15 protein-coding genes and 2 pseudogenes are annotated in these 22,758 nt (G+C 68.9%); 13 read left to right on the forward strand and 4 right to left on the reverse strand.

Translation table 11 applies throughout. The features are described from left to right. Positions 1–381 precede the first annotated feature (381 nt). Both ACFV18_RS02085 and ACFV18_RS02090 read left to right on the forward strand, forming a co-directional pair. The gene (locus ACFV18_RS02085) at positions 382–732 is read left to right on the forward strand and encodes a calmodulin (RefSeq protein ID WP_380478248.1); all 351 of its coding nucleotides are present in this window, start codon (positions 382–384) and stop codon (positions 730–732) included. A gap of 418 nt (positions 733–1,150) precedes the next feature. Beyond that, positions 1,151–1,294 (forward strand): annotated as a pseudogene (locus ACFV18_RS02090) (hypothetical protein); the annotation flags it as partial. A 672-nt stretch (positions 1,295–1,966) separates the two neighbouring features. On the opposite strand, the pseudogene ACFV18_RS02095 reads toward ACFV18_RS02090, so the two are convergent. Then, positions 1,967–3,556: pseudogene (locus ACFV18_RS02095) on the reverse strand (BTAD domain-containing putative transcriptional regulator); the annotation flags it as partial. A 457-nt stretch (positions 3,557–4,013) separates the two neighbouring features. Here ACFV18_RS02095 and ACFV18_RS02100 point away from each other — a divergent pair. The 9 genes from ACFV18_RS02100 to ACFV18_RS02140 all read left to right on the forward strand — a co-directional run bounded on the left by ACFV18_RS02100 (position 4,014) and on the right by ACFV18_RS02140 (position 16,028). After that, entirely contained in the window at positions 4,014–4,778 is a 765-nt protein-coding gene (locus ACFV18_RS02100) for a hypothetical protein (RefSeq protein WP_380478249.1), read from the forward strand. Then, the gene (locus ACFV18_RS02105; RefSeq protein WP_380478250.1) at positions 4,775–5,803 is read left to right on the forward strand and encodes a GNAT family N-acetyltransferase; all 1,029 of its coding nucleotides are present in this window, start codon (positions 4,775–4,777) and stop codon (positions 5,801–5,803) included. Before ACFV18_RS02100 ends, ACFV18_RS02105 begins: the two co-directional genes overlap by 4 nt. Before the next feature lie 477 nt (positions 5,804–6,280). After that, the gene (locus ACFV18_RS02110) at positions 6,281–7,042 is read left to right on the forward strand and encodes an acetyl-CoA carboxylase biotin carboxylase subunit family protein (protein ID WP_380478251.1); all 762 of its coding nucleotides are present in this window, start codon (positions 6,281–6,283) and stop codon (positions 7,040–7,042) included. A gap of 61 nt (positions 7,043–7,103) precedes the next feature. Beyond that, positions 7,104–8,336 carry an ATP-grasp domain-containing protein gene (locus tag ACFV18_RS02115; protein WP_380478252.1) on the forward strand — a complete coding sequence of 411 codons (1,233 nt, stop codon included), beginning with the start codon at positions 7,104–7,106 and terminating at the stop codon, positions 8,334–8,336. An 87-nt stretch (positions 8,337–8,423) separates the two neighbouring features. Further along, positions 8,424–8,705 (forward strand): 7-cyano-7-deazaguanine synthase, encoded by a 282-nt coding sequence (locus tag ACFV18_RS02120; protein WP_380478253.1) that lies wholly within the window; start codon positions 8,424–8,426, stop codon positions 8,703–8,705. Positions 8,706–9,333: 628 nt separating this feature from the next. Next, the gene (locus tag ACFV18_RS02125; protein WP_380478254.1) at positions 9,334–10,491 is read left to right on the forward strand and encodes a tyrosine-type recombinase/integrase; all 1,158 of its coding nucleotides are present in this window, start codon (positions 9,334–9,336) and stop codon (positions 10,489–10,491) included. Positions 10,492–12,402: 1,911 nt separating this feature from the next. Beyond that, positions 12,403–12,783 (forward strand): peptidase inhibitor family I36 protein, encoded by a 381-nt coding sequence (locus tag ACFV18_RS02130; protein WP_380478255.1) that lies wholly within the window; start codon positions 12,403–12,405, stop codon positions 12,781–12,783. A 72-nt stretch (positions 12,784–12,855) separates the two neighbouring features. Next, positions 12,856–13,545, forward strand: a complete 690-nt coding sequence (locus ACFV18_RS02135; RefSeq protein ID WP_380478256.1) for an ABC transporter ATP-binding protein — start codon at positions 12,856–12,858, stop codon at positions 13,543–13,545. A 95-nt stretch (positions 13,546–13,640) separates the two neighbouring features. Further along, positions 13,641–16,028 carry a hypothetical protein gene (locus ACFV18_RS02140; protein WP_380478257.1) on the forward strand — a complete coding sequence of 796 codons (2,388 nt, stop codon included), beginning with the start codon at positions 13,641–13,643 and terminating at the stop codon, positions 16,026–16,028. 307 nt (positions 16,029–16,335) lie between these two features. Here ACFV18_RS02140 and ACFV18_RS02145 read toward each other — a convergent pair whose 3' ends face one another. Beyond that, positions 16,336–17,976, reverse strand: a complete 1,641-nt coding sequence (locus tag ACFV18_RS02145) for a competence protein CoiA family protein (RefSeq protein ID WP_380478258.1) — start codon at positions 17,974–17,976, stop codon at positions 16,336–16,338. Positions 17,977–18,264: 288 nt separating this feature from the next. Between ACFV18_RS02145 and ACFV18_RS02150 the strand changes: the two genes are divergently transcribed. Then, positions 18,265–18,585: a hypothetical protein gene (locus ACFV18_RS02150; RefSeq protein WP_380478259.1), complete on the forward strand. Its 321-nt coding sequence runs from the start codon at positions 18,265–18,267 to the stop codon at positions 18,583–18,585. Between the two features lie 33 nt (positions 18,586–18,618). Here the strand turns inward: ACFV18_RS02150 and ACFV18_RS02155 are convergent, their stop codons facing one another. Together ACFV18_RS02155 and ACFV18_RS02160 are read right to left on the reverse strand one after the other, a co-directional pair. Beyond that, entirely contained in the window at positions 18,619–19,887 is a 1,269-nt protein-coding gene (locus ACFV18_RS02155) for a hypothetical protein (RefSeq protein WP_380478260.1), read from the reverse strand. A 33-nt stretch (positions 19,888–19,920) separates the two neighbouring features. Beyond that, the gene (locus tag ACFV18_RS02160; RefSeq protein ID WP_380478261.1) at positions 19,921–22,005 is read right to left on the reverse strand and encodes a hypothetical protein; all 2,085 of its coding nucleotides are present in this window, start codon (positions 22,003–22,005) and stop codon (positions 19,921–19,923) included. A gap of 242 nt (positions 22,006–22,247) precedes the next feature. On the opposite strand from ACFV18_RS02160, the gene ACFV18_RS02165 reads away from it, so the two are divergent. Further along, entirely contained in the window at positions 22,248–22,700 is a 453-nt protein-coding gene (locus tag ACFV18_RS02165; RefSeq protein WP_380478262.1) for a tyrosine-type recombinase/integrase, read from the forward strand. Positions 22,701–22,758 lie beyond the last annotated feature (58 nt).

Raw genomic sequence — 22,758 nt, forward strand, 5'->3', positions numbered from 1 at the left:
CCGCGTACTGCGGGCCGCGCCACCGTGCGCGGACGCCCTCGACGACCCTCGGGGGCGACGCGGCAGTTCGCGCAGCCCGGGTGACCGGTCGATCGCCATCCGCACCGGTCCCGAGTCGCCCCGCCGGCGCCGCGCGCTGTCCCCGGCCGCGGCTGGTTCGTCATTGTCCGCTTATACGGCCCCGGGAGGCCTTCTTCGATCGCCAGTACACCCCGGCGACTTCGAGAAGCTCCCGGCGTCCGGCGTCCGACCGGAGTGCCGCACTCGGGCCGGGGACCCGGCCGGGTGGTGTTTCGAGCCGATCCGCGATCCCGGAACGGCGCTGCGCTACTGTCCGGAGCCGAAGAAACCTCGTGACCAGTACTCGCACCGGAGCTCCCCATGGCGACTGCCCGATTCGGTCTCGAAGCGGCCCCGGACGATGACGAGTTCGCCTTCCGGCTGGACGACGAGGAGAAGATCGGGCAGGCCCGGGCCATCCTCGCGGGTACCGAAAGCTCCAAGGTCCACGTCCAGGGCCGGGTCGTCGCGGAGACGGCGGACCACAACCCGGACTGGAACTTCCATCTGGACCCCGGCAGCATCACGTTCTTCCAGGAGGCGGACGCGGACTGCGACGCCTCGGCGCACTACGTCGCGACGCAGCTGGACGACATCGGCCAGGAGGGCTTCCTGCCGGACAACATCTGGGCGCCCGCACGCTCGAAGATCACCCGCGAGCTGGACGGCTGAGCACGCCCGCCACGCCGGTGCGACCTCGTGGTCTCGCTCCGAAGCCGGGTGGGTACGGGCGACTCCCACCGTCTGGCGATCGGCGAAGCGGCGGGCGTCCAGTTACGTCGTTACGTAGCGCAGGCGGGGCGGGAGCGCGCTTCGACCTCACTGCTTTCAGTGAATGCCGACGATGCGTCAGTTCCCTTCTCTGTGAGCCGACCATGATGCCGATCGGTATCCGTTCGCAGAGGAGGTGGTTCCGAAATGACCAGTGACCCGACTCCGTTGGTCACCGAAGCGACGCTCACCGACATTGCCAGCGCGGTACCACGTGCTGGCCTACTCGCCGCGCGGCATCGGCATCAAGGGCTGGCCGTCGACCTCCGAGGGCTTCGTCGACGTGGCCGGGCCCAACGACTGGGCCGACGGCACGTTCGTGATCGACTACGCGCAGCAGTTCTTCGAGCCCAGCAGGCTCGGGTTCCTCGGCGAGTCCTACGGCTCCGGGATCAGCCAGCTGGTCGCCGCGCACGACCCGACCGCCCGCGTCGCCGCCGTGGTCGCGCTGAGCACCTGGGGGAACCTCGCCACCAGCCTGTACAACAACGGCACCCGGCACCTGGAGGCCGTGCAGACGCTGATCGACTTCACCGGCGGCCCGCTGGAGGAGAAGTTCGACGAGGGGACGCAGCGAATCCTCGAGGACTTCCTGAGCGGCCGGAACCTCGACGAGCGGGTCGCGTGGGGCACCCAGCGTTCCCCGGAGGCGTACGTCGACCGGACGAACGCGCGGGGCATCCCGGGCGACCTCGACCAGGTTGGAGGCCTCCCCCGTGAGCAGTTCGATCGCCTCGGTCACCGAGGACGGCACCGGTATACCGGTGAACGAGTGAGTGATGTCCCGCACGGGACGGAAGGGGCCCTTCGCCAGCGGAGCGCACCAGGACCCGGCCAGCTGAAGGTGGTAGTCGATCAACCGCCTGCGAGCGCCGTCCCTGTCTGCCTCGCTGTCGTGTTCCGCGCACACGCGCACCGCATAGTCACGGACGAGGTCGTGGAAGTGGTAGCGGCCGGGCTTGTCCTGAAGCAGGAGGGCGTCGTCGAACAACGACTCGAGGATGTCCTGAGTCCGGTCAATCGGAAGGTCGGCAAGCACGGAGGCGGTTCGCGCGTCGAAGGCGGTCCCCGGGTGGAGGCTCAGCAGCCGGAAGAGTCGACTTCCGCCACCCGACAAGTGCCGGTACGACAGTGCGAGTGCGGCCGATACGCTCCGCTCCCCGAAGTCGAGGAACCTGGCTCGCCGCTCCTGGTCGTTGAGCTGCTCGATGAGGTACTGCACGGTCCAACTGGTGCGGTCGCGAAAGCGGGCGGCAGCGATCCGGATGGCCAGCGGCAGGCGGCCGCAGAGCTCGACGACCTCGGCGACTTCGTCCGGGTAGGGGGCCACGCGCCGGGCCCCGACGACACGGGTGAACAACGTGACCGCGTCGTCCAGCGGCATCAGGTCGAGGGACAGGGGTACGGCACCCTCCAGAGCCGACAGCCGGCGTCTGCTGGTGATGAGCACGAGCGGTCCGTTCGTACCGGGCAGCAGCGGCCGCACCTGCTGGACATCCACCGCGTTGTCGAGAAGGATCACCGCCCTCTTGCCGGCCATGGCACCGCGCCAGGCGACGGTCCTGCCCTCCAGGCCGGGGGGGATGAGCTCGTCGGGCAGACCGCACTGGCGCAACAGCATGCCGAGGGCGTCTCCCGGATCGAGTGGCTCCACGCCGGCGGCGAAGCCTCTCAGGTCGACGAAGTACTGCCCGTCCGGGTAGTCGGCCGAGACGGTGTGCGCGAATCGCACCGCGAGGGTGGTCTTGCCGATTCCGCCCATCCCGTTGATCGCCGAGATCACGAGGGACACCGAGTCGGACTGTCGGCCGTCCTCCATGAGCTGGAGCATCTCATCGTGACGCCCGGAGAACTCGCGCGGATCGTGCGGCAGGAACTGCCGCAAGGTCTCCCTCTCGGCAGTAGTGGTGTCCGACGCCCGCACAGGCGGCACCGGAACAGGCGACCACTTCGATGCAGATGTCTCCGCCACGGGAAGCCCGTGCAGGATGCGCTCGTGCAGAGCCTTGAGGTCGTCGCTCGGGTCGAGGCCAAAGCCCTCGGCCAACTGCTGCCGGCCTTCCTCGTAGACCTCCAGCGCGTCGGTCGTCCGCCCGGTCGAGTGAAGCGCAGTCATCAGGGTCGCCCGGAGCGACTCGCGCGACGGGTTCAATGCAACCAGTTCGACCAAGTCACCCGCCACGAGTGCTCCGTCGCCTCGCCGTACGCGCAGTTCCAGCAGCGACTCGATCGCCGAGAGGCGCTCCTCCTCCAACCGGGTGGCGACATTGCCGAAATAGTGCCCGTCGAGACCGGCCAGCGCCGCTCCGCGCCACAGCGCCCTCGCGCTCGTGAGCAACGAGATCGCCGTGGTCGTATCCCCTGACGCCACGGCTTCGTTGGCGCGCCCCACAGCGGACCGGTATCGGACAAGATCGATCAGGTTCTCGTCGAGGTCGATCCGGTAGCCGACCTGGCTTGTGACGATGTCCAGCTCCGGCACCTGCGCGACAATCCGACGCAACGCACCCACTGTGTTGTGGACCTGCTGGCGGGCCGATCGCGGGGCGACCTCCCACATGACATCGATCAGCCGGTCCGTCGGAACCATGGTGTTGGCGTTGAGCAGAAGCGTAGCCAGCAGACGGCATGAACGAAGGCCACCGATCGCCAGCAGCTCTCCCCCGGCTTCGACTTCCAACGGCCCCAACAGGCGAACGTCGAGCTCCATCCGATCCCCCCACATGTTCTTGTCCGCGCCGGTCGCGATGTCGACGACGTGTCCATCCAACCCGTACGACCACCTTGGTCCCACCCGGACCGCACGAAAGGTTCCGGCAACAGTGCAGCCGGAGGAGACTCCCAAGGTCAGCCGAACAGTAGTCGGGCAATAGCGGTGCTCAGTACGTTCGGCCACGTCCGGTGACGGACGCAACACCCGGAATGTGTACTACTTCAGATAGGGGAGATGTCGCATGCGTTTCGCAGCGATTGGCGCCGTCGTCGGTTTGGTCCTGATCGGAGCCGTATGGACCTCTACGGACAACTCTGCGCCGGTACGGCCCAACGCCACCTGTCAGTCGTGCGCGGTGTGACAGCACCCACATGGCACCGTCCGGCACGAAGCCGCCGCTGACTACGCACCGGGTCTGCCGGAGGGCATGCGCTGCTACGGCGCACACGCCCTGTCGCTGTGGTGTCGAATGACCGCGATCGTCCTGCTCACCGTCGCCGCGTCCGGATACCGACCCCGGTGGACGTGCGTGCCCCAGTGGTTCGTCACCTGGAGCCTGGCGGCCAGCATGACACTGCCCGACGGTGGCGACGAAGCCGCGCTCATCACAACCATGCTGCTCATACCGGTACTTCTGGGAGATCGCCGCGTCTGGCACTGGACCGGGCCGCAGGAACCCCTCGCTCCGGTGTGGGCCGGCAGCTCCTGTGCCGCCTGGTACGCCATTCGCTGCCAGATCGCGATCATCTACCTCGTCGCCGCCCTCTCGAAACTCTTCACGCCCCAGTGGCGGGACGGCACTGCGATGTATTCGGTCTTCGTCGACCCCAACTACGGTCTCCCGCTCGGGATCCGGCAGTTCCTCGGTCCAGTGATCGCCTCTGACGTGGTCGTCGGATCGCTCACTTGGGGTGTGCTCGCCATCGAGCTGGCCCTCGCCCTGTCCGCCCTGGCGCCGCGAAAGGCCCGTCGCGCGGCCGTCTGGCCAGCAGTCCTGCTCCACGGCGGAATCATCGCGACCATGGGCTTGTTCAGCTTCGGACTCACCATGATCGCGCTCGTACTCTCGCTGCGGATCGGCGACCGTGCATCGTCACTCACGCACCGGCGGACCGGCGCGCAGACAGTGGAAGCTCGTCCCGATGTTGTTCCCCGGCAGGCTCTGCGGCTTCCCGCACCCCGTTCCGACTCGTCCCCTCCGAACGACCCTACCGCCGACTTGGAGCTCCGTTGACCCTCGACATTCGACCACTGGATCCGCGAACCGCGTCCGAGCCGCTGCTGTCCGACTACCACCTGATGCGGGCGGCGGTCGTGGCGGAGGACTTTCCCGAAGACCCGCCGCTGACCTACGAAGGGGCAATCGGCCGCCTTCGCACACCTCCGGTCGAGGACGGCGTGTGCCGTTTCTGGACCGGCCACCTCGACGGAAGGGTGGCTGGCTCGGCCAGGGTGTCGCTGCCCGAGGACTCGAACAGCGGAATCGCCGGCGTCGAGGTCCACGTCCACCCGGAACTGCGCCGTCGCGGGATCGGCACCGCCCTCATCCGCACGGCACTGGCCGCGGTCCGGGAATCCGGGCGCGGCACCATACTCGGTGTTCCGATGAAGCCCGACTCGCCCGGCGCACACTGGGCGGCCCTGATGGGCTTCAGGGTGACCCACAGCACCGTGATGCAGGTTCTGCTCGTCGCCGAGGCCCCCCGGGCACTGTGGGACGTACCGGTCCCGGCCCGCTACCGCCTGGCTCACTGGAACGGCGCCACACCCGAGCAGTTCATCGACTCCTACGCGGTGGCCCGGCAAGCGATCCACGATGCCCCGTTGGGGGACACGAGTTACCGCGAAACGGTGTGGACCCCCGAACTGATCCGCGCCAACGACCGCGAACTCCTGGACGCGGGCGTGGAACAACGAGTCGTCATCGCCATCGACGACGCCGAGGACCGGGTCGCCGGCGTCCACGTCATCCACAACTACCCCCATCGCCGCGAGTTCGGCTACATCCACGACACCTCCGTCCTGGTCGGACACCGCGGCCACGGTCTCGGCCGAACCGTCAAGGCCGCCATGATGCGCTGGCTCGCCGACGAACGACCCGACGTGGAGCGCATCTTCACCACCACCGCCACCACGAACACCTTCATGATCGACATCAACCACTCGCTCGGCTACCGAACAGCCCGCACGATGAACTGGGTCGAGACCACGACAGCCGACCTTGCCAACCGGCTCGCCGCCTCCTCGCACAACCGCTGACACCTGACCGCCCCCCGGCCGACCGGCCACCACCGCGGCCTTCTCCCCTCGGAGACTTCCGCAACACGTTCCGACCCGACGATCTTTTGCACACAGAGGCGACGGCCCGCACCGCACGGTGCAGGCCGTCGCCTCTGTTGCAATCGACTTCTCTCGAAGAACTCGCCTTGCCCAGAAGCAAGTTCAGGAGGTGAGTGGAGAACCTGCCGCTACTTTCCCCCTACTGGCGGCCGGGTGCCCATGAGTATTCCTCGGGTATGGCACTGCCTCATGTTTGACACAGGGACGATTCCACCGGGAAGCGCTCTCGAATCGAGCCACTGCCCTGAAGGGGCGGCGCCGATTCCATGACTGGTGAAGAACCAAGGGGGGAACCAGGTGATCAGGCCATCGGCCGTCTCCAACGTGCTGTTCGTCGGGGGGAGGCGCACAGAGGCGATGGAAGCAGCGCACAGCGCGGGAATGACAATCGGCTACTTGGGCTCCAAGAGCGCCCTCTCCGAACGCCATCGGGAGCTGGCCGAGACCGTCCTCCTGGTTCCCGACGTCTCACCGGACCGAGTGGTACAGGCGGCAGTAGCCCTGCACGGTGTTCAGCCGTTCGACCTCGCGGTCACCATGAACGACACCTACCTGCAGGCGGTAGCCCAGATCAATCATGAACTGGGGCTCACCGCCAACCCGTTGGAGACCACCACAGCGGTCAACGACAAGGTGTTCATGCGCGAGCAGCTGCGCGGCGGTGAGGTCGGCCAGGTCGCCTTCGCTGAGGTGCGCAGCACGCAGGACCTCCTCGCGCTGGCCGGCGCCCTGGGCTTCCCGCTGATACTCAAGCCCTCCCGGGGCACCGGAAGCCAGCAGATCCACGCTGTGCACGACGAAGCCCGACTGCGGGAACTGGCCGAAGAGTTGGACTTCTCCGTCCCAGCCAAGGAGCCTTCGGCACCGTGGCTGGCGGAGGAGTTCCTGACCGGCCGCGAATTCAGCGTGGAGACGTTCAGCGCGGCCGGCGAGCACCATCTGCTGGCCGTGACCGAAAAGTTCAAGACGGCGACCTTCGTGGAGATCGGCCACCTGGTGCCGGCCCGGATCACCGCCGAGCAGCAGGACGTGATCGCCACCGAGGTACGGCGGCTGCTGACTGCGCTCGGCGTGCAGGAGGGCCCGGCCCACACCGAGATCGCCCTGAGAGTCGGCCTGTTCGCGGTCGAGGTCGCACCGTCCGCCGCTAAGGCCTGACGGCCACCAGCCTTCGCCTGGTGGCACCACCCGTATCCCCGCACATCGAACGGTGACCCACATGAACAACGGAGCCAAGCCCCTATTGCTGCTCATCGGCAGTGGGGCCCAGATCTGGCGCGAGTACATGCTGCGCGCCATGGCCACCCGGTACCGGCTGCACCTGCTGTCGCCGACGGCCCCCACTTGGGAGTCGCCCTACATCGCGGCGCACTCCGCGGTGAACACCCTGGACCCCGAAGCAATGGTCAGGATCGCCAAGGAGAGCCCAGAGGACTACGCCGGGGTGCTGACCTACGAGGAGACCCGCGTCGAGTCGGCCGCCGCAGTGGCCGCCGCCCTCGGGCTGCGGACAAGCCCGGTGGCGGCGGTGCATGCCTGCCGGGACAAGTTCGCCGGCCGGCAGGCGCTGAAGGCTGCTGGCGTCCCACAGGCCGAGTCGATCGCGGTCGCCGACTTCGAGGAGGCACGGCAAGCCGCCGAGCATCTCGGCTATCCCGTGGTGGTCAAGCCGCGGGCGCTGTCCGCAAGCAACGGCGTGTCGCTGGTGCGGGCCCCGCAGGACCTGGTCGAGGCGTACCGCGAGGCCACCGCCATCTGGTTCGACGAGGTCCCGACCTTCGACCGCCCAGTGCTGGTCGAGCAGTACCTCGACGGACCAGAGATCAGCGTGGACGCAGTCTGTCGGGACGGCCTGGTCACGATGCTCTTCGTGGCCCGGAAGCGAATCGGCTTCGCGCCGGGGTTCGAGGAGGTCGGCCACGTGGTCCGGGCGGACGACCCGCTGCTGGCCGACCCGATGCTGCTGCACGTCCTCCAGACCGCCCACACCGCCGTCGGCCTCACCGACACGGTGACCCACACTGAACTGCGGCTGACCGCGTCCGGCCCGCGGGTGGTGGAGATCAACGCGCGGGTCGGCGGCGACCGGATCCCCTACCTGGGAGGGCTCGCCACTGGTGTCGAGGTCGGGCTTGTCGCCGCCGACTTGGCAGCGGGCGCAGTCCCCAGGACCACGGCCTCCCGGCAGCAAGTGGCGGCCATCCGTTTCCTGTACCCCGAACACGACCTGACGGTGGAGTCCGTGGAGGTCGACCGGGACCGGCTGCCCGCCGAGATCCACGACGTACAGGTGCTCGCCGGGCCGGGCCGACAGCTCCGGCTGCCGCCGACCGACCACGTTCGCTGCCGGTACGCCCTGGTGGTGGCCGTCGCCGCCACCGAGCAGGAGTGCGAAGTGGCTCTCGACCGCGCCGCGACAGCGGTTGTCGTCCGTGGCATCCCGCTCACCTGAGCCGAATCCCAGCACCGCCGCGGCCGGACCAACGCTCGGCCGTGGCCATCGAACGAGACAAAGCACTGACACAACAGGGGGAACACGGTGTCGAAAATCATCGCCATCGTCTCGGGAGGCATGGACTCCGTCACGATGGCGCACCTGCTCAAGGGGCAGGGCCACGACCTGCACCTGCTCTCCGTCGACTACGGGCAACGCCACCGAGTTGTCCAGCACCGCCCACCATCAGGTAGCGTTCCCAGGCCGATCAGGGCGCGACCACCATGCGACCACCACCCTGCGACATGCACAAAAAGGCGCTCCCATCATTTCGATGGAAGCGCCTTCCGACCTGCGAGAACTCGCGGTCGGGACGACAGGATTTGAACCTGCGACCCCTTGACTCCCAGTCAAGTGCGCCTACTACCTTGCTGATTGGCCGCCTGCTCGACGGGTACCGAGTGGGCGGCCAACTCATCTACTGCACATAGGAGTTGATCCAGAAGGAGTGCTCATGCGGCTCGCGCGACCTGACGGAGGCCCAGGCGTTAGGTCGGTCAGAGATGTCCAGCTCCGTCCATATGCGTCCACCAGCGGCCATGACAGCTGGTCCCAAAATGGTCCCAAGGCCCAGCAGCGGCCGTGGACACGCCGAGTAACAGCACTCCAACCACTACTCGCCGCATACCGATGACGCAGCTCGAAACAGCAGCCTGCAAGGTCGCCTGCTGCAGGGCATCCGGGGTGGATCAGAACCGTCTACCCATCGACTACGTGCCGTGATCTTCCAAGCGGCGTGTCGTCCTGCGCGTGTCGCCGCCGGCCGACCAAGGCGCGCTTCGCGCCCTGGTCGCACGCTCTACCGACACGCCGAACGGGGTCGCGAACCTTGGTGACAGAGAGCACCGAGTGCGAGGAGGGGTCCATGGGACAGCGTCCACAGCGGGGCAGGGTGTACCGGCGGTGCGGCTGCTCGGACAGCAACGGAAAGCAACTCGGGCCGTGGTGCCCTCAGTTGGCCGGCGATGTGAAGCACGGGAAGTGGACGTACTGCGTCGACCTCGCCCCCGACGAGGGACAGCGCCGCACCCGCCGGCGGGGTGGGTTCGCTTCCCGGGCCGAGGCGGCGCGGGAGATGGCCGCAGTACTGGACGGCGAGCTGCGCGGAGTGTACGAGAATCGCCGCACCACGATTGCGAGCTTCCTCCGGGAGTGGCTGATCCTGCAGAAAGTGCGGTTGGCACCGAACACGTACGCGGGCTACCAGGCATGCGTGGAGCGCGACCTCATCCCGGCATTCGGCCACCACCGGCTCCTCGACCTGCGGCCCAAGCACATCGACGAGTGGATCACCGCCCAACTCGACGCCGGCCGGGGCAAAGTCACCGTCCACCGGGCCGCCTCCACCCTGCGCAACGCGCTCAACGCCGCCGTACGCTCCTGGCGCCTCCGCTACAACCCCGCCAAGCACTCCGTCCCGCCCAAGCCCCGTGCCGCGGAACGCACCTGCTGGACCCCCGACGAGGCCGCGGCGTTCCTGCGGCATGGTTCGGAGCAGTACGCGGATCAGCTGACCGATCTGTTCGAGGTCATGCTCGGCACCGGCATGCGCCGCGGCGAAGCCCTCGCCCTCCACTGGTCCGACGTCCACCTCATGGACCGCAAGCTCTACGTCCGCTGGACCCTCGCCGCTGTCAACAACGGCGAGTTGACGTTCGGCGAGCCCAAGACCGAGGCCAGCCGCGCCTGGATCAGCCTCTCCCCCAGAGTCACCGCCGCCCTCCACCGCCAAGCGGCCATCCAGATGGCAGCCCACCCCGACGGCCGCCTCGAAGGACTCGTCTTCTCGAAGCCAACCGGCGCTCCCCTACGGCCCCAGTGGGTCCTCAACCAACTCCGCAAGCGCACAACCGAGGCCGGCCTGCCCCGGATCGGTCTACACGACCTGCGCCACACCGCCGCCAGCATCATGATCGCCGAAGGCATCCCCCTCGCCATCGTCTCCAAGACCCTGCGCCGATCCACCCTCGCCACCACCATCAACCTCTACGGCCACCTCTTCAAGGACTCCGCAGACCAGGCCGTCGAGGCCCTTGTCCGGGCACTCGACCAAGCGGCCAACCAGCAGAACCTGTTTCGGGGTCGGGGTGGTGATGGCCTGCGAGCGGCGTAGCCGCCTGCGGCCCAGTAGATGCCGGCAACCTCGTCAGGGGGTCCGGTGGCCGTTCGCGAGACGGTGTCGGAGGTCGCGGATGATCTCCGTCCAGCGCCACGAGCCGGGACCGTCCCGGTACGGCTCGCCGATCGGGTGCCACTCGGCGAGTTTGTCAGCTGATTCGCGAGGCTCTCCCAGTTGGTCGCGTCCGTGGCGCCGCCGTCCCTTTCGAGCCTCTGCGCGACGGCGTGGAGGCGGTGTGCCGCACGGTAGTAGGAGACCTGGGAGTCGGTGAACCTGCGCACCGCGAAGCCATGGCACTTGCTGCACCAGTCGAACCCGTCGCGGGTGAGGAGGTCCGCAATGGTCAGTAGGTCGTCGTCAGCGGCGACACCGCGCTCCCCGGAGTACGAACAGAACGCCGAGTGGCCCCTGCGGTTCCAGCCCGGCTGGGCATCGGTCGTGTAGACCTGTACGCCGGCAAGGACGCCGAGCGGGATTCCGCTGCCGCCGTGCCGCCGGTCGGTGCCGGGCGTTTTAAACGGCCGCAGGTCGAGGTGACGGACGCTGGCCAGCAGACCGTGCCACACCGCGATCGGGACCGTGCGCCGTCGTCCTTCGCGGTCGCGGCTGTCATCGAGCGTTCGCAGGTCGGCGGCACCGCGTGCCATCGCCAGGCACCGCAGGCCGTACTCGACGTTCTCTCCGCGCCACGGCAGCCAGGCGGTGGCGCGGTCGCCGTCTGCCAACCCCAGGTCCGCACCGAACCGCGGATCGTGCGGGTCGTGGACGGGAGCGGGCCAGATGCGCTCGCCGTCCTCGGGCCGCGGTCCGATCTCACGGACCCACGCCTCGATGACGCTCGCAGGCAGATCCGACGCGCTCGCAACGACGGTCCCCTGCCACCCGGCGGCCAGCCGCTTCTCCACCGTGGTCAGCGGAAGCACTTCGGTCCCCATGCCAACCGAGAACACCAGGTACAGCTGGTCCTCGCCCACCGACACCGCGCGCAGTGCGCGCAAGTGGTCCGCAGCGAGCGGCTGCCGGTCGTAAACGGGGGCATCGTCAAAAATCCCGGGCCTGATGTGGTGCAAGGGCGCGCCGGCCTCGCCGCCGAGCGGAATCTCGGTGGCGGCAGTAACGGCTTCGCATTCGACGCGAGAGGAGCGGGAGGAGAGGAGCCGGTCGGCGACGAGTGCAGGGACCTTCAGGGTGAGGGTGCGCCGGCCCCAGTCTGCGGCGGTGAGACTGGTGACGAGCAGGTTCGGCGCGAGGGCGACGCCGGTCAGGGCAGCGGTGCCGAGCGCGGAGCCCGTGGTCATCACCGCGCGGGGGCCATAGTGGTCGAGCAGTCGTCCGATCGGTATGCCCGCAAGTGCGGAGGTGGAGCAGCCGCATGCACTGATCTTGATCCGCTGGCGGCGCGTACCGAGCCTGAACGCAGCTGATGACCGCCCGGGCGATCATCCGTGAGGCGCAGTCCGGGCGGGGTTCGTACTGAGCGTGGCTCCGAAAAGACAACGGCGTCTAACACTTCGCCACGCGCCTGCACCGGAGGCAGGGGTGCGGGGCGGGGCCATCCGCCGGCGACACGGAAGGAGCGGCACCCTCCGAAGCCGGACATGTCAGAATATTTGACGCAATCCATGAGCGTTTCAAGGTATTGCAATAAGTTTGCATTGGATATGCATTTCCGCCCGATCAGACACTTTTGAAAGGGCGCGAATTTCAAACATTACGGCGGCGTGAACCGGGTCACTTCGAAAAGGTTTGAGTACCGATTGCGCCCGGGCCGCCACTGCCCGTAAGTTCGTCCCGCACCGAATGTGGGGGGCGGGAATCCGGGGGGATCTCCGGTATTTCGCGCTGCCCTGTATCTGTTCAGCCATGCCCGCGGCCATGTCCGCGGGCCCATCGAAAGGCGGAAAGATGCACGTCAAGCGCATTGTCGCCGGGCTGGCCGTCGCGGCCATCTCCTTCGGCGTCCTGAGCAACGCGGCTGTGGCCATCGCGGCGCCGACCGGCTGCGACTCTGGCTACATCTGCCTGTACCGGGACGACGACTACAAGGGCGGCGGCTGGTTCCGCAACCAGCCCGGCAACCACTGGAACCTCAACGACGAGGGCTTCGGCGACGAGATGAACTCCTGGTACAACAACTCCGGGGTCGACGCGAAGTGGTTCGAGAACGTCAACCTGGGCGGGTACTCCCGCTGCATGAACTCCAACTCCAGCAACCACAGCCTGAGTCTGATGGACTACGATAACGCGAGTTCTGTCGCCATGTACACGGACCAGTACGCCTGCTGACGCACCATCAGAAGCGCGGGGGCCTCGACGCCGTCGAGGCCCCCGCCGCGTTGAAGGAGACTTGTGGCCATCGTGCACGCCGACGCAGTCGGCAAGGTTTTCACCATCGGGAGCGAGACGGTCCGGGCCGTGGACGGGGTGTCCCTGACGGTGGACAGAGGCGAGATGGTCGTCCTGGTCGGCGACAGCGGTTCGGGGAAGTCCACGCTGCTGAACATGATCGGGGGGCTCGACCGGCCTGACTCCGGAGCCCTCACCGTCCTCGACACCGACGTCCGCACCGCGTCCGACCGGGACCTCGCCCGGCTCCGGCTGGCCCGGGTCGGCGTCGTCTTCCAGGACTTCAACCTGGTCAAGGACCTCACCCTGGCGGAGAACGTCGCACTTCCGCTCGAAGGGATGGGGACGGCCCGCCGCGAGGCCAGGGACGCCGCGCACGCCGCGCTGGCCCGCGTCGGGCTGGAGAATCTGGGCGCCCGGTTCCCGGCCGAGGTGTCGGGAGGGCAGCAGCAGCGGGCCGCCATCGCCCGAGCCGTCGTCGGCGAGCGGGATCTCATCCTCGCCGACGAGCCGACCGGCTCGCTGGACAGCCGGACCGGCCGCGAGATCATGGAACTCCTCGCCGGTCTGCGAGCGGACGGAACCACGGTCATTCTCAGCACACACAATCCGGCCAACATGGATTACGGATCCCAGATCGTCGAGCTGAAAGACGGCCGCCGAATTTCCCGCGACCGGGCCGAGGAGAACGCCGAGTGCTGATCGACCGGACCAGGCTGACAGTCGCCGCGCGGGTCGTCCTCGGCCGAGGACGACGGCGCGTGATGATTCTCGCGCTTTTCATCGTGCCCGTATTCATGGCCGCAATTGTCGCCGGCTGCCTGCAGGCCACTACCCCCACGGCCGAGCAGCGCACCCGCGGGCAGATGGCCGCCGCGGACGCCACTCTCACCGGAGCCCCCCAGGCGAAGGAAGAAATCGAGACGCTCCTTCGCCGAAGTTCACCCGGTATCGCTGCCGCACCGGTCCTGGAGTCCCTGGAATTTCCCGTCCTCCTGAATCAGGAGACCATCGCCGTCCACTACCGCGAGACTGACTGGTCCGCGCCGGTCGTCGAGGACTGGGTCGAAGTCCGGCCGGGCGGATCCCTCCCGACCCGGCCCGGCCAGATCGCCGTCAGCGACAAGATCGCCTCCACCTACCACCTCGACATCGGCGACACCCTGCGCTACCGCTGGTCCGACGACGCGGCCACCGTCACCGGCATCGTGCGAGAACCCCTCGCCTACGGTGGCGGGCTCGTCCTCGCCGCCCCCGGCCAGAGCACGCACTGGCAGGACAGGACCCACGACCGGGAAATGCTCCTCACCGAGTCCTGGCTGCTCGCCGGCAGCCCCGGCGACCTGAACCGCCTCCAGGACACGGCCGTGAACACCGGCCTGCAGTTCAAGTCCCGCACCGCCGTCCTGGACGGCCGCTCCCTCATCGAGAAGGAACCCGGCGTCGTCCTGCTCCCCGGCCTGCTGCTCGTCTGCGTCGGCGCCGCAGCCGCCTTCGGCGTCCGGGTACGCCAACTCAAGCGCGAATTCTCCCTGCTGTCCGCCATCGGCCTCGACGCCGCCTGGATCCTCGGCGTGTGCCGCCTGGCCGGACTCATCGCCTCCCTGAGCGGCTCACTGGTCGGCTTCACCAGCGGCACGGTGCTGAGCACGGCCCTGCGCCCCGTCCTGCGCGACACCGTCCAGCACGACCTCTCTCCCATCGACATCCCCTGGGTGCGGGGCGTCGTCCTTGTCGTCCTCACCGCCGTCGCCGGCACCGCGGCCGTCTGGCTGCCCGCCCGCGCCGCGCTCACCGGGCCGGTCCAGCGGCAGCTCGCAGCCGCGCCCGACACCCGATCGAAGACCCGCGCGGCCCTGGCCAAGCGGATCGTCGCAGGATTCAGCATCGCGGCACTGTCCGCAGCGTTCGTCGTGTCCTCCCGCTCGGCGTCCTCCGTCATGGGCCTGCTCGGCTGCGCCGGCCTGTGCGCGGCGGCCCTGATGGTCATCCCCACGGTCCTGCGCGTGATCGCCACCGCGGCCCGCGACACCTCCGTCGCCGGCCGCGTCGCCATGCGCAGCCTCGCCCGGGAACCCCGGCGCCCCGTCGCCGCGGTGGCGATCGGGTTCTTCTCCGTATGCGTGGCCACCGCGACCCTGACGATCCTCACCAGTTCGGCCGCCGACGCCAAGGCCACCTACGTCGGCTCCCGGCACCTCGGCCAGATCGAGGTCGTCCTGCGCCACACCACGGACATCACACCCGTCCGCCAGGCCTTCGAGGACGCTGCCGCGCCCGCACCCGTCACCGAGGTCAAGGCGCTGATCGCCGCCCGCCCCGCCGCCACGACGGACCGGCTCGTCGCCCTCCCGTGGAATCTCGCCCCGGCAACCGACGTCGATCCGGAGGTCCACCCCAAGAGCATCCAGGCCATCGACACCCCGGACGAGTTCCGGGCACTGACCGGACGCGCCCCCACCGCCCGCGAACAGGACGTCCTGGACCGGGGCGGCGTCCTCGTGCTGGCCGCCCCCTACATCGTCCGCACCCAGGCCATGGTCCTCGCCTACGACGCCACGGGGCAGCCCAAACCCGTACGCATCGACAACGCCCAACTGTCCGACCCCGTCGACGCGGTGACGCTCAACCGGGCAGGCGCCCTCATGTCCAGCCGCACCGCCGCAAAGCTCGGAGCCACCGTCCAGACCCAGACCCTCATCGCCACCAGCCCGAACGAGATCACCTCGGCGACCGAGGACAGGACCAAAACCGCACTGGAACGCCTGGGCATCCCCGGCACCGACCTGCGGATCGAGCACGGGCCCAGCAGCCCGCCCCAGAACGTCTGGTACATCCTGCTCACCGCCGCCGGCGCCGCCGTCATCGCCTCACTCGCGATCGCCCTCTCCGCCTCCGCCCAGGAACTGCGCCCCGACCTGCGCCGCCTGCACGACATGGGCTTCCACCGCGCCGTCCAACGCAGGATCCTCGCCTACCAGTCCCTCATGATCGCCGCCCTCGCGACCGTCGCCGGCGCGGCGGCAGGACTCGTCCTGGCCGCCGCCCGCCTGTGGCCCTACAACGCCGCACTCACCGTCGACTGGACCACGCTGCTCACCGCGGTGGTCGGCGTCCTGGCGCTCAGCGTCCTGCTCGGGGCCATGCTCGCGCCGAAGGGGGAACAGCTCAGGGCCAGTGCTTGACGAGAGTGCTGCGGGGCCCGCGACGACCCGGGCCCGCAGACTCGCGAGCAGCCTGTGCCCTGCCCGCCGACGTCGGCACAGCGGTTCCCTCCCCGCGAGAACGGGAGAGGGAACCGTTGCGCGTGGTTCGGATCTTCCCGGCGGTTGCTTTTGGCCGCCGCTCTGGTCCTGCGGGATCTCGGTGTGTCCGAGGACCTGCTGGTGCAGGCGGTCGACGACTCCCGCTGGAAGGTGAGTTGAGCGGCCTGCCGGAACGCGGCTGCTGCCCGGGCTCCCCCACCGTCGGGAACCCGGACATCGTTGAGGCCTACCAGCCGTGCTGAAGGATGGTCCGCTCCTCGTCGAGGCGGGCACGCAGGAGGTCGTCGGCGTCGGGCAGGGGACGCCCCAGCCGTTCGCAGACAGCGCGGTGGATCGCGAGAGCGTCCTGGCCGCCGACCGCGGCCAGGACGACCGACCACAGCGGCCGGTCGGCTGGGGTCCCGCTTTCGGCGATCACCAGGACCTCAATTTTCGCCAGGTGGCCGAGCTGCCGCAGGCGCTTGATGCCGGTACGGTCTGCAAGGGACCCCCAGGTGCGGGTCTCCCCTTCCCGGCCCGCCTTCTTCAGCGCTCCGAGCAGCGGCTTGGCGAGTTCGGCATACTCGGCGGTCGCCTTCTGCGTCTCGCGCCACCGGGGCGCAGCCGGGGCGGCGCCCTTCCGCTGCTGGGCGGCCTCCAGCTCGGCCCGGACCTGCTCCTGGCGCTGGCGGAGCTCGGCCCGCTGCTGCTGGAGCGCTTCCTGCTGCTGGTGCTCGGCCAGGATCCGCTGTTGCCGCGCGGCCGCGAGGCGCTTCTCGGCTTCGGCGCGGTACTGGGCGGTCAGTTCGGCGACCAGTGCGCGGTCCTCCTCCGGGGTGCCGGGGTCCGAGGTCAGCTGCTGGGCTTCCTCCAGGAGCTGTCGGGACAGCGTGCCGGGCTTGGCCCGGCGCAGTTGGATCATCACCTCGGCGCGGCGGCGGGTTTGCAGGGTGAGGCGCCGTCGGCCGGCGGATAGGGCCTCGGTCAGGTGCCGGTGGTCTTCCAAGCTCTGGTCGTGGGTGAGCAGTTCCTCGATCGTGGTCAGGGTGGCGCGGAGCCGCTCCGGGCCGGCCCAGTTGAGGTTCCGGATGGCGGCTTGGGCCGCCTCGTGGTTGCGGGCGGCGGATGCTGCCGCGGTGTCGGAGCGGGTCACCGTGACGATCGAGCGCCGCTCAGTCGTGTGCTGCGGCGGCACGGGGACGTTGGTGGCGGACTGCTCGGTCTGGGTCGTCTCGGGGCGGGCGGCCGGGGCAAAGCCCTGCGGAGTGAGGATGAGGGTGCGCAGGTCGTTCCAGTCGGTCCGGGCGGGCCTCTGGGTGCCGATGATCAGCGGTCGGCGGCCGTCGCGCTCGCTCTCGTAGCGGATGCGGTGGACGTAGCCGCGGGCGGCGAGACGGTCGGTGGGGATCAGGACACCGGTGCCGAGGAGGAACTCGGTGACCTGGTCGTCGTCCCAGTCCACGGACTGTGTCCGATCGAGGTGGACCAGTAGGCGGCGTCCGTCGGCGAGGTCGAAGACGATCGCGGAGCCTCGGGGTTCGGGAAAGTCGAAGGTGACGGCAATGTCCTGCGACTTGAGCCAGGCCGCGAGGTCGGCCTTCATGAAGAGGTGGTCCGCGCTGTCCTTGCTGCGGGCCAGGCGCCCGCACTGGATGCCGTGCTCGTCTCCGGCCGAGCGGTAGTGCGCGAAGTGGCAGATCTTGTCATCGCAGCGGCGGGTCATCAGCTGGCGGCCGCAGCCGCCCGGGAGGTTCACGCCGCACCACCAGGTGGTGTCCTTGTTCTGCAGCCGGAAGAGATCCAGCTCCTTCGGGTCCTCCGGGCAGATCGCCGGCTCGTCGGAGTCCGGGGATCCGACAACCGCGGTCTGGATGAGGCGTCTGTCCATTCTGCTCCCAATGGGCCGAAAGGGTTACCTGGATCACATTGTGCTCCTGTCCGCTGACACGCCGGCCTTTCCGGGGGCGGATCAGCCGGCGGCCGACGGTCACACCCGCCCGCGCCGTGTTACCGGCATGGGAGCGAGCTGGCCGTCGCGTGTGCTGGAGCGCTGGGACTGCCTCGGTCGAGGCGGGGCAGCCTGAGCCGCCCCTTTTCCGCGGGGAATGCCGGCATGCGCACCGCATCGTTGAGATGATGCAATAGTTCTCAAATGCCATTCTCTGTAGGAGAGTTGATGCGCAAACGTTCGAAGAACCCGCTTCCCACCTTCGGCCAATTCCTCATGGCACCCCGCATGATGCGGCGCATCTCCCTCTGGATGCTCGATCACGACCTGACCTTCGAGGAGGCCCGAGCCTGGGAGGCGTCGCGGCGCCTGCTGAGGGTGCACCTCACCGACACCTACGGGCCGAAGTGGCACCGGAGCGGACCGGCCGAGCTGGTGGTGCTGGCTGGCCGGGCGGTGGACTTCGACCCAAAGCTCCTGCCGTACGGGGTGAAGGGGATCTACCACCCGGAGCCCCTCGCGGCGGTGCGCAGTCGCGAGCTCCGGTAGTAGGCGCGGCCGGGCTCGCTTCTATTTCGCCCATCATGACGCTTCTGTCGATGACGGTTCATCGTCCGGGGCCAGAAGGCTCTGCGCCACCCAGTCGGGAAGGGCCAGTGCAGTGGTCCGGGGCAGGTGCGCCTTGTGCCGGAGGAGCCGTTCTTGGAAGACGGCACGTGTCAGCCAGGCGAAGGTGTCATCGTCCAACAGGTCGGGGTGGCCGGCGGCGGCGTCAGCGAAGTGTTCCGGGTCTGTGAAGACTTCGAGGACCGAGGCGGGGAGGGTGCCGGCATCCGCGGCGCGGCCGATAGCGCGGCGGGTCACGGTTTCGAACCAGCCTGAGCCCCACCACTCGCCAACGGACTCGGTGTGGGAGCCGTGCATGGAGAGCATGCGCATGGTGGTCTCCGGGCCGAGCTCCTCGTCGACCCGTTGCCAGAGGTCGATCTCACGATGAATGGATGCGAGGATCGGCTCCCAGCCTTCTTCGAAGATGTCCCGCAGGGCTTGGCCGTCGGCGAGTCGGCGGGCGGGGGCTGTGAGGGCGAGCCGCACAGCGTGCCAGTCGATGGCCTCGGGGTGGACGTGGGGCAGGACGGCCCGGGTGGCGGCGATGTTGGCCCGGGCCATCGCGATGTCGTCGATCTTGAAGTGCCAGTCCTCAACGTCGCTCTCGCGCCGCCAACACCATTCGGCGACGCCCCGCGCTGCCGCTGATGGCACCAGGTCGGGGGAGATCACTGGGTAGGTGCGCAGTCCGCTTCCGATGCGCCAGGAGAAGTCCTCGCCGAATGCCTTGAGTGCCTGCAGGACGTCGTGCTCGCGGCGGTGCTGGCGGATCGCAGGGCTGATGTGCTCTTTCCAGAACAGGGTGCTCAGGGTCCCGCGGAGCGGTGTCGCGTCGTCGGGCAGGTGGATGCGTGTCGTGTCGAGCAGCCCGGCGGCGGCAAAGGCACGGCGTGCGGCCTCCGCCTTGTCCACCTGGGTGGAGTACGGGCTCAGGTCGATGGTGAGCGGCTCGTCGAGCGCGAACAGCGGAGGAAGGTATCCGTCCCAGTCCCAGGCGTCGGTGGGATCGTCGATGACGAGGCGGCCGGTAGCCGGAGACCAGCTGATGAAGAGGTGGAAGTTGGAGCGGCTCAGTTCGACAGTTGCCGGCGCATCGTGACCAGAATCGTCCTCGTCCTCTTCGTCCTCGTACCAGGTCTCGTCCTGCTTCCATCCGGCTTGCCGCAGCGGTGCGGTGAGCCGCTCGAGCAGTTGCGGCCCGAGGGCGTGCGGTGACAGGGGGCTGTTCGGTGTGTTGTCCATGGGGCCTCGTCAAGTGGTCGGTCGAGGGAGGCTTCAGGGCTGGTCGGCTTGGGCGGTTCGGGCCCGGAGCAGCAGCTCCCGGACGATCTGGTGCCACTGGTGGGAGTCCTCGCTGTGGGGGCGGTCGTCAGTGTCGGGGTCCCACTTCTGAAGTTCCAGGAGTTGCTCCACCAGTTGTCCGAGGCGGCCGGGGTCGTATCCGCCTCGGACGGGGTCCATTTGCTGCGCGATGTCGTGGAGCCAGTGGGCGGCGCGGTAGTGGGCGAGCTGGGTGTCCGTCAGGCGGCGGATCGCGTAGCCCCCGCACTTGCTGCACCAGTCGAACTTCGTGTCTCCCAGCAGGTCCGCGATGGTGAGCAGGTCGTCGTCTGCAACGACACCGCGTTCGCGGACGTGGGAGCAGAACGGCGAGTGCCCCTTGCCCTGGTAGCGGGGGTCGGCGTTGACCGCGTAGACCTGGACATGCGCGAGGACCCCCAGCGGGATGCCGCTACCGCTGCGCTTCCAGGTGCCGGTGTCGGGTGCTTCGAACGGTTCGAGGTCCAAGTCCTGGCCGTGGGCGAGGAGTCCTTGCCACACCGCGTGGGGAAGGCTGCGCGAACGTCCGGCCCGGTCGTACCCGGAGTCCAGACTGCGCAGGTCGGGCACACCGCGGGCCACCGCTAGCAGCCGCAGGTTGAACTCCCGCGCCCAGGGCCTGTCCCTGGAGACCAGCCAGGCGGCACGCTCGGCTCCGGCTTCGAGACCGAGTCGCTCACCGAACAGCGGGTCGTCGGCTTCGCGCATCCGCTCCCGCCACAGGGCGGAGGGCTCCTCCGGGCGCTGGCCGATCGCCTCGGACCAGGGCTCGATCAGTGCCGCGGGCAGGTCGGCGGAGCTGGCGAGCAGGACACCTCGCCAGCCACGGGCTGCACGCCGCTCCAACTCCTTGAAGGGCAGGACCTCCGTCCCGGCGTCGGTGGAGAATACGGTGTACAGCTGGTCCTCGGCGCCGGGCGCGGTGCTGAGCAGCCGCAGGTGCTCCGCGGTGAGGGGGCGGCGCTGGTGCACGGCGGTGTCGTCGAAGACGCCCGGCCCCAGGGGACTCGCTTCGCCGGCAGCCGTCGGGGCTGCGGGAGGCTCGGGCTCGCACCGCACGAGCGCGGCGCGGGCCAGAAGTTGGTCGACGATCAGCTGGGGCGCGCGGAGAGTGAGCCTGCGCCGGCCCCAGTCGGCGGTGGTCAGGTAGGTGGGCAGGACGCCGAGCGTCCAGTTGTCGAGGCCGCCCAGCAGCCCCCGCTCACGCTGCCGCGTGTGGGGGTCCTCATTCCGGGGTTCCTGCAGGTGTGCGGTCAGCGTCACCGTCACGCCCGGGTCCGACGCACGGGCGACCCGGCGTGCCTCCTCCTCCCAGGAAGCCAGCAGCCGGTCTGCCGCACTGCGGGCTCCGTCATACCCCTTGCGCCGTGAATTGATTCCCCCAACGGCCTGATACGTGACCAGGTGGTCGCCCGGCAGCCCCCATGCGTCCGCCGCTGCCCCCTGCCAGCGGGACCACATCGACCGCAGCCGCCCGGCGATCTCCTTGTGGTCACCGATGGCGCTGAACGCTTCGTCGTCCGTGGGGAGTTTGGGCATTTCCAGGCTCGCAGCCGCCGCTGCTTCCACCAGACCCGTCGCGTCGACGAACAGCCCCGCTCGTTCGCGCAGCGTCTGGAGGTACTCCTCCTTCAGCGCCGCCTTCGGCCGAGCCCAGTCGGCGAGCCAGGGGAACTTCGCGACGACGCTCTCGGCGAGGTAAAGGCTGTCCACGGCGTCACGCCACCTGGACAGCACCAAGTCCCGAAAGCGCTCCGCGTCGTCGCGGACCTCCCGGTCCCCGTCGTAGGTCTCGTCCTCCTCGGAGACCGGCTCGACGCGTAGAACGTCCGCGGCGCCTTCGGCTTCCTCCTGCGTCACCTCGTCGTGCGGGTCCGCCTCCGTGTACTCCTTCAGCTGGGAGATCAGCCCGCGGTGGCCGCCGAGTGCACGCAGGAAGAGGCCGACACCGCTGTCCGGCCGGTCCCAGTCACCGTGGTACGCGCAGACGGAGCACATGCGGGCGATCGTCCCGGCGTTCAGCGGCACCTCCAAGGCCACCGCCCCGTCCGCACGAAGCCGGGTGCACCTCAGGTGTGCATGCAGCTTGGAGGCTTTGCCCTTCGCCGCGAAGACAGGCACGAGATGGCCGTCGAACGGGCCGAGCGGAACATCAGCGGTCAGCACAGAGTCGCGCACTCAACTCCCCTATCAGTCTCGACCGGTGAGCCTATCCGGCAGCACGGACAGCGACCCCGACGGCGCCTGTTCCGGGCGAACTGCACCACAGCGGGAGCGCGTCCGTGGTACCCAGCACGCTCGCTTTGAAGAGAAACGAATCCAGCGTCGCGCGTCGTCCGACTCCTGCTTCCGTCCCACCCAAGCCCCTTGCAGCGGAACGCACTTGCTGGACCCCGGACGAGGCTGCGACGTTCCTGCGGCATGGTTCGGAGCAGTTCGCGGATCAGCTGACCGATCTCTTCGAGGTCATGCTCGGCACCGGCATGCGCCGCGGCGAGATCCTCGCCCTGCACTGGTCCGACGTCCACCTCATGGACCGCAAGCTCTACGTCCGCTGGACCCTCGCCGCCATCGACAACAGCGAACTCGCCGTCGGGCAACCCAAGACCGAGGCCAGCCGCGCCTGGATCAGCCTCTCCCCCAAAGTCATGACCGCCATCCACCGCCAAGCCACCCTCCAGATGGCCGCCCATCCCGTCCCCCGTGGCGACGACGACCTGCCGTTGGCGGCGTAGCGGTGAGCCGCGGCCGGCCCTGTCAGCCCGGCGGAGCTGTGCTTGGCCGACGACCCAG

The sequence above is a fragment of the Kitasatospora sp. NPDC059673 genome, assembly GCF_042734215.1.
In the GTDB taxonomy this organism is placed as follows: domain Bacteria; phylum Actinomycetota; class Actinomycetes; order Streptomycetales; family Streptomycetaceae; genus Kitasatospora.

Excerpts from the sequence above, each read along its gene's own strand:
- ACFV18_RS02085 (WP_380478248.1), top strand. The coding sequence starts at position 382 with ATGGCGACTGCCCGATTCGGTCTCGAAGCGGCCCCGGACGATGACGAG.
- ACFV18_RS02100 (WP_380478249.1), top strand. The coding sequence starts at position 4,014 with ATGACCGCGATCGTCCTGCTCACCGTCGCCGCGTCCGGATACCGACCC.
- ACFV18_RS02115 (WP_380478252.1), top strand. The coding sequence starts at position 7,104 with ATGAACAACGGAGCCAAGCCCCTATTGCTGCTCATCGGCAGTGGGGCC.
- ACFV18_RS02130 (WP_380478255.1), top strand. The coding sequence starts at position 12,403 with ATGCACGTCAAGCGCATTGTCGCCGGGCTGGCCGTCGCGGCCATCTCC.
- ACFV18_RS02140 (WP_380478257.1), top strand. The coding sequence starts at position 13,641 with ATGGCCGCAATTGTCGCCGGCTGCCTGCAGGCCACTACCCCCACGGCC.
- ACFV18_RS02145 (WP_380478258.1), bottom strand. The coding sequence starts at position 17,976 with ATGGACAGACGCCTCATCCAGACCGCGGTTGTCGGATCCCCGGACTCC.
- ACFV18_RS02150 (WP_380478259.1), top strand. The coding sequence starts at position 18,265 with ATGCGCAAACGTTCGAAGAACCCGCTTCCCACCTTCGGCCAATTCCTC.
- ACFV18_RS02155 (WP_380478260.1), bottom strand. The coding sequence starts at position 19,887 with ATGGACAACACACCGAACAGCCCCCTGTCACCGCACGCCCTCGGGCCG.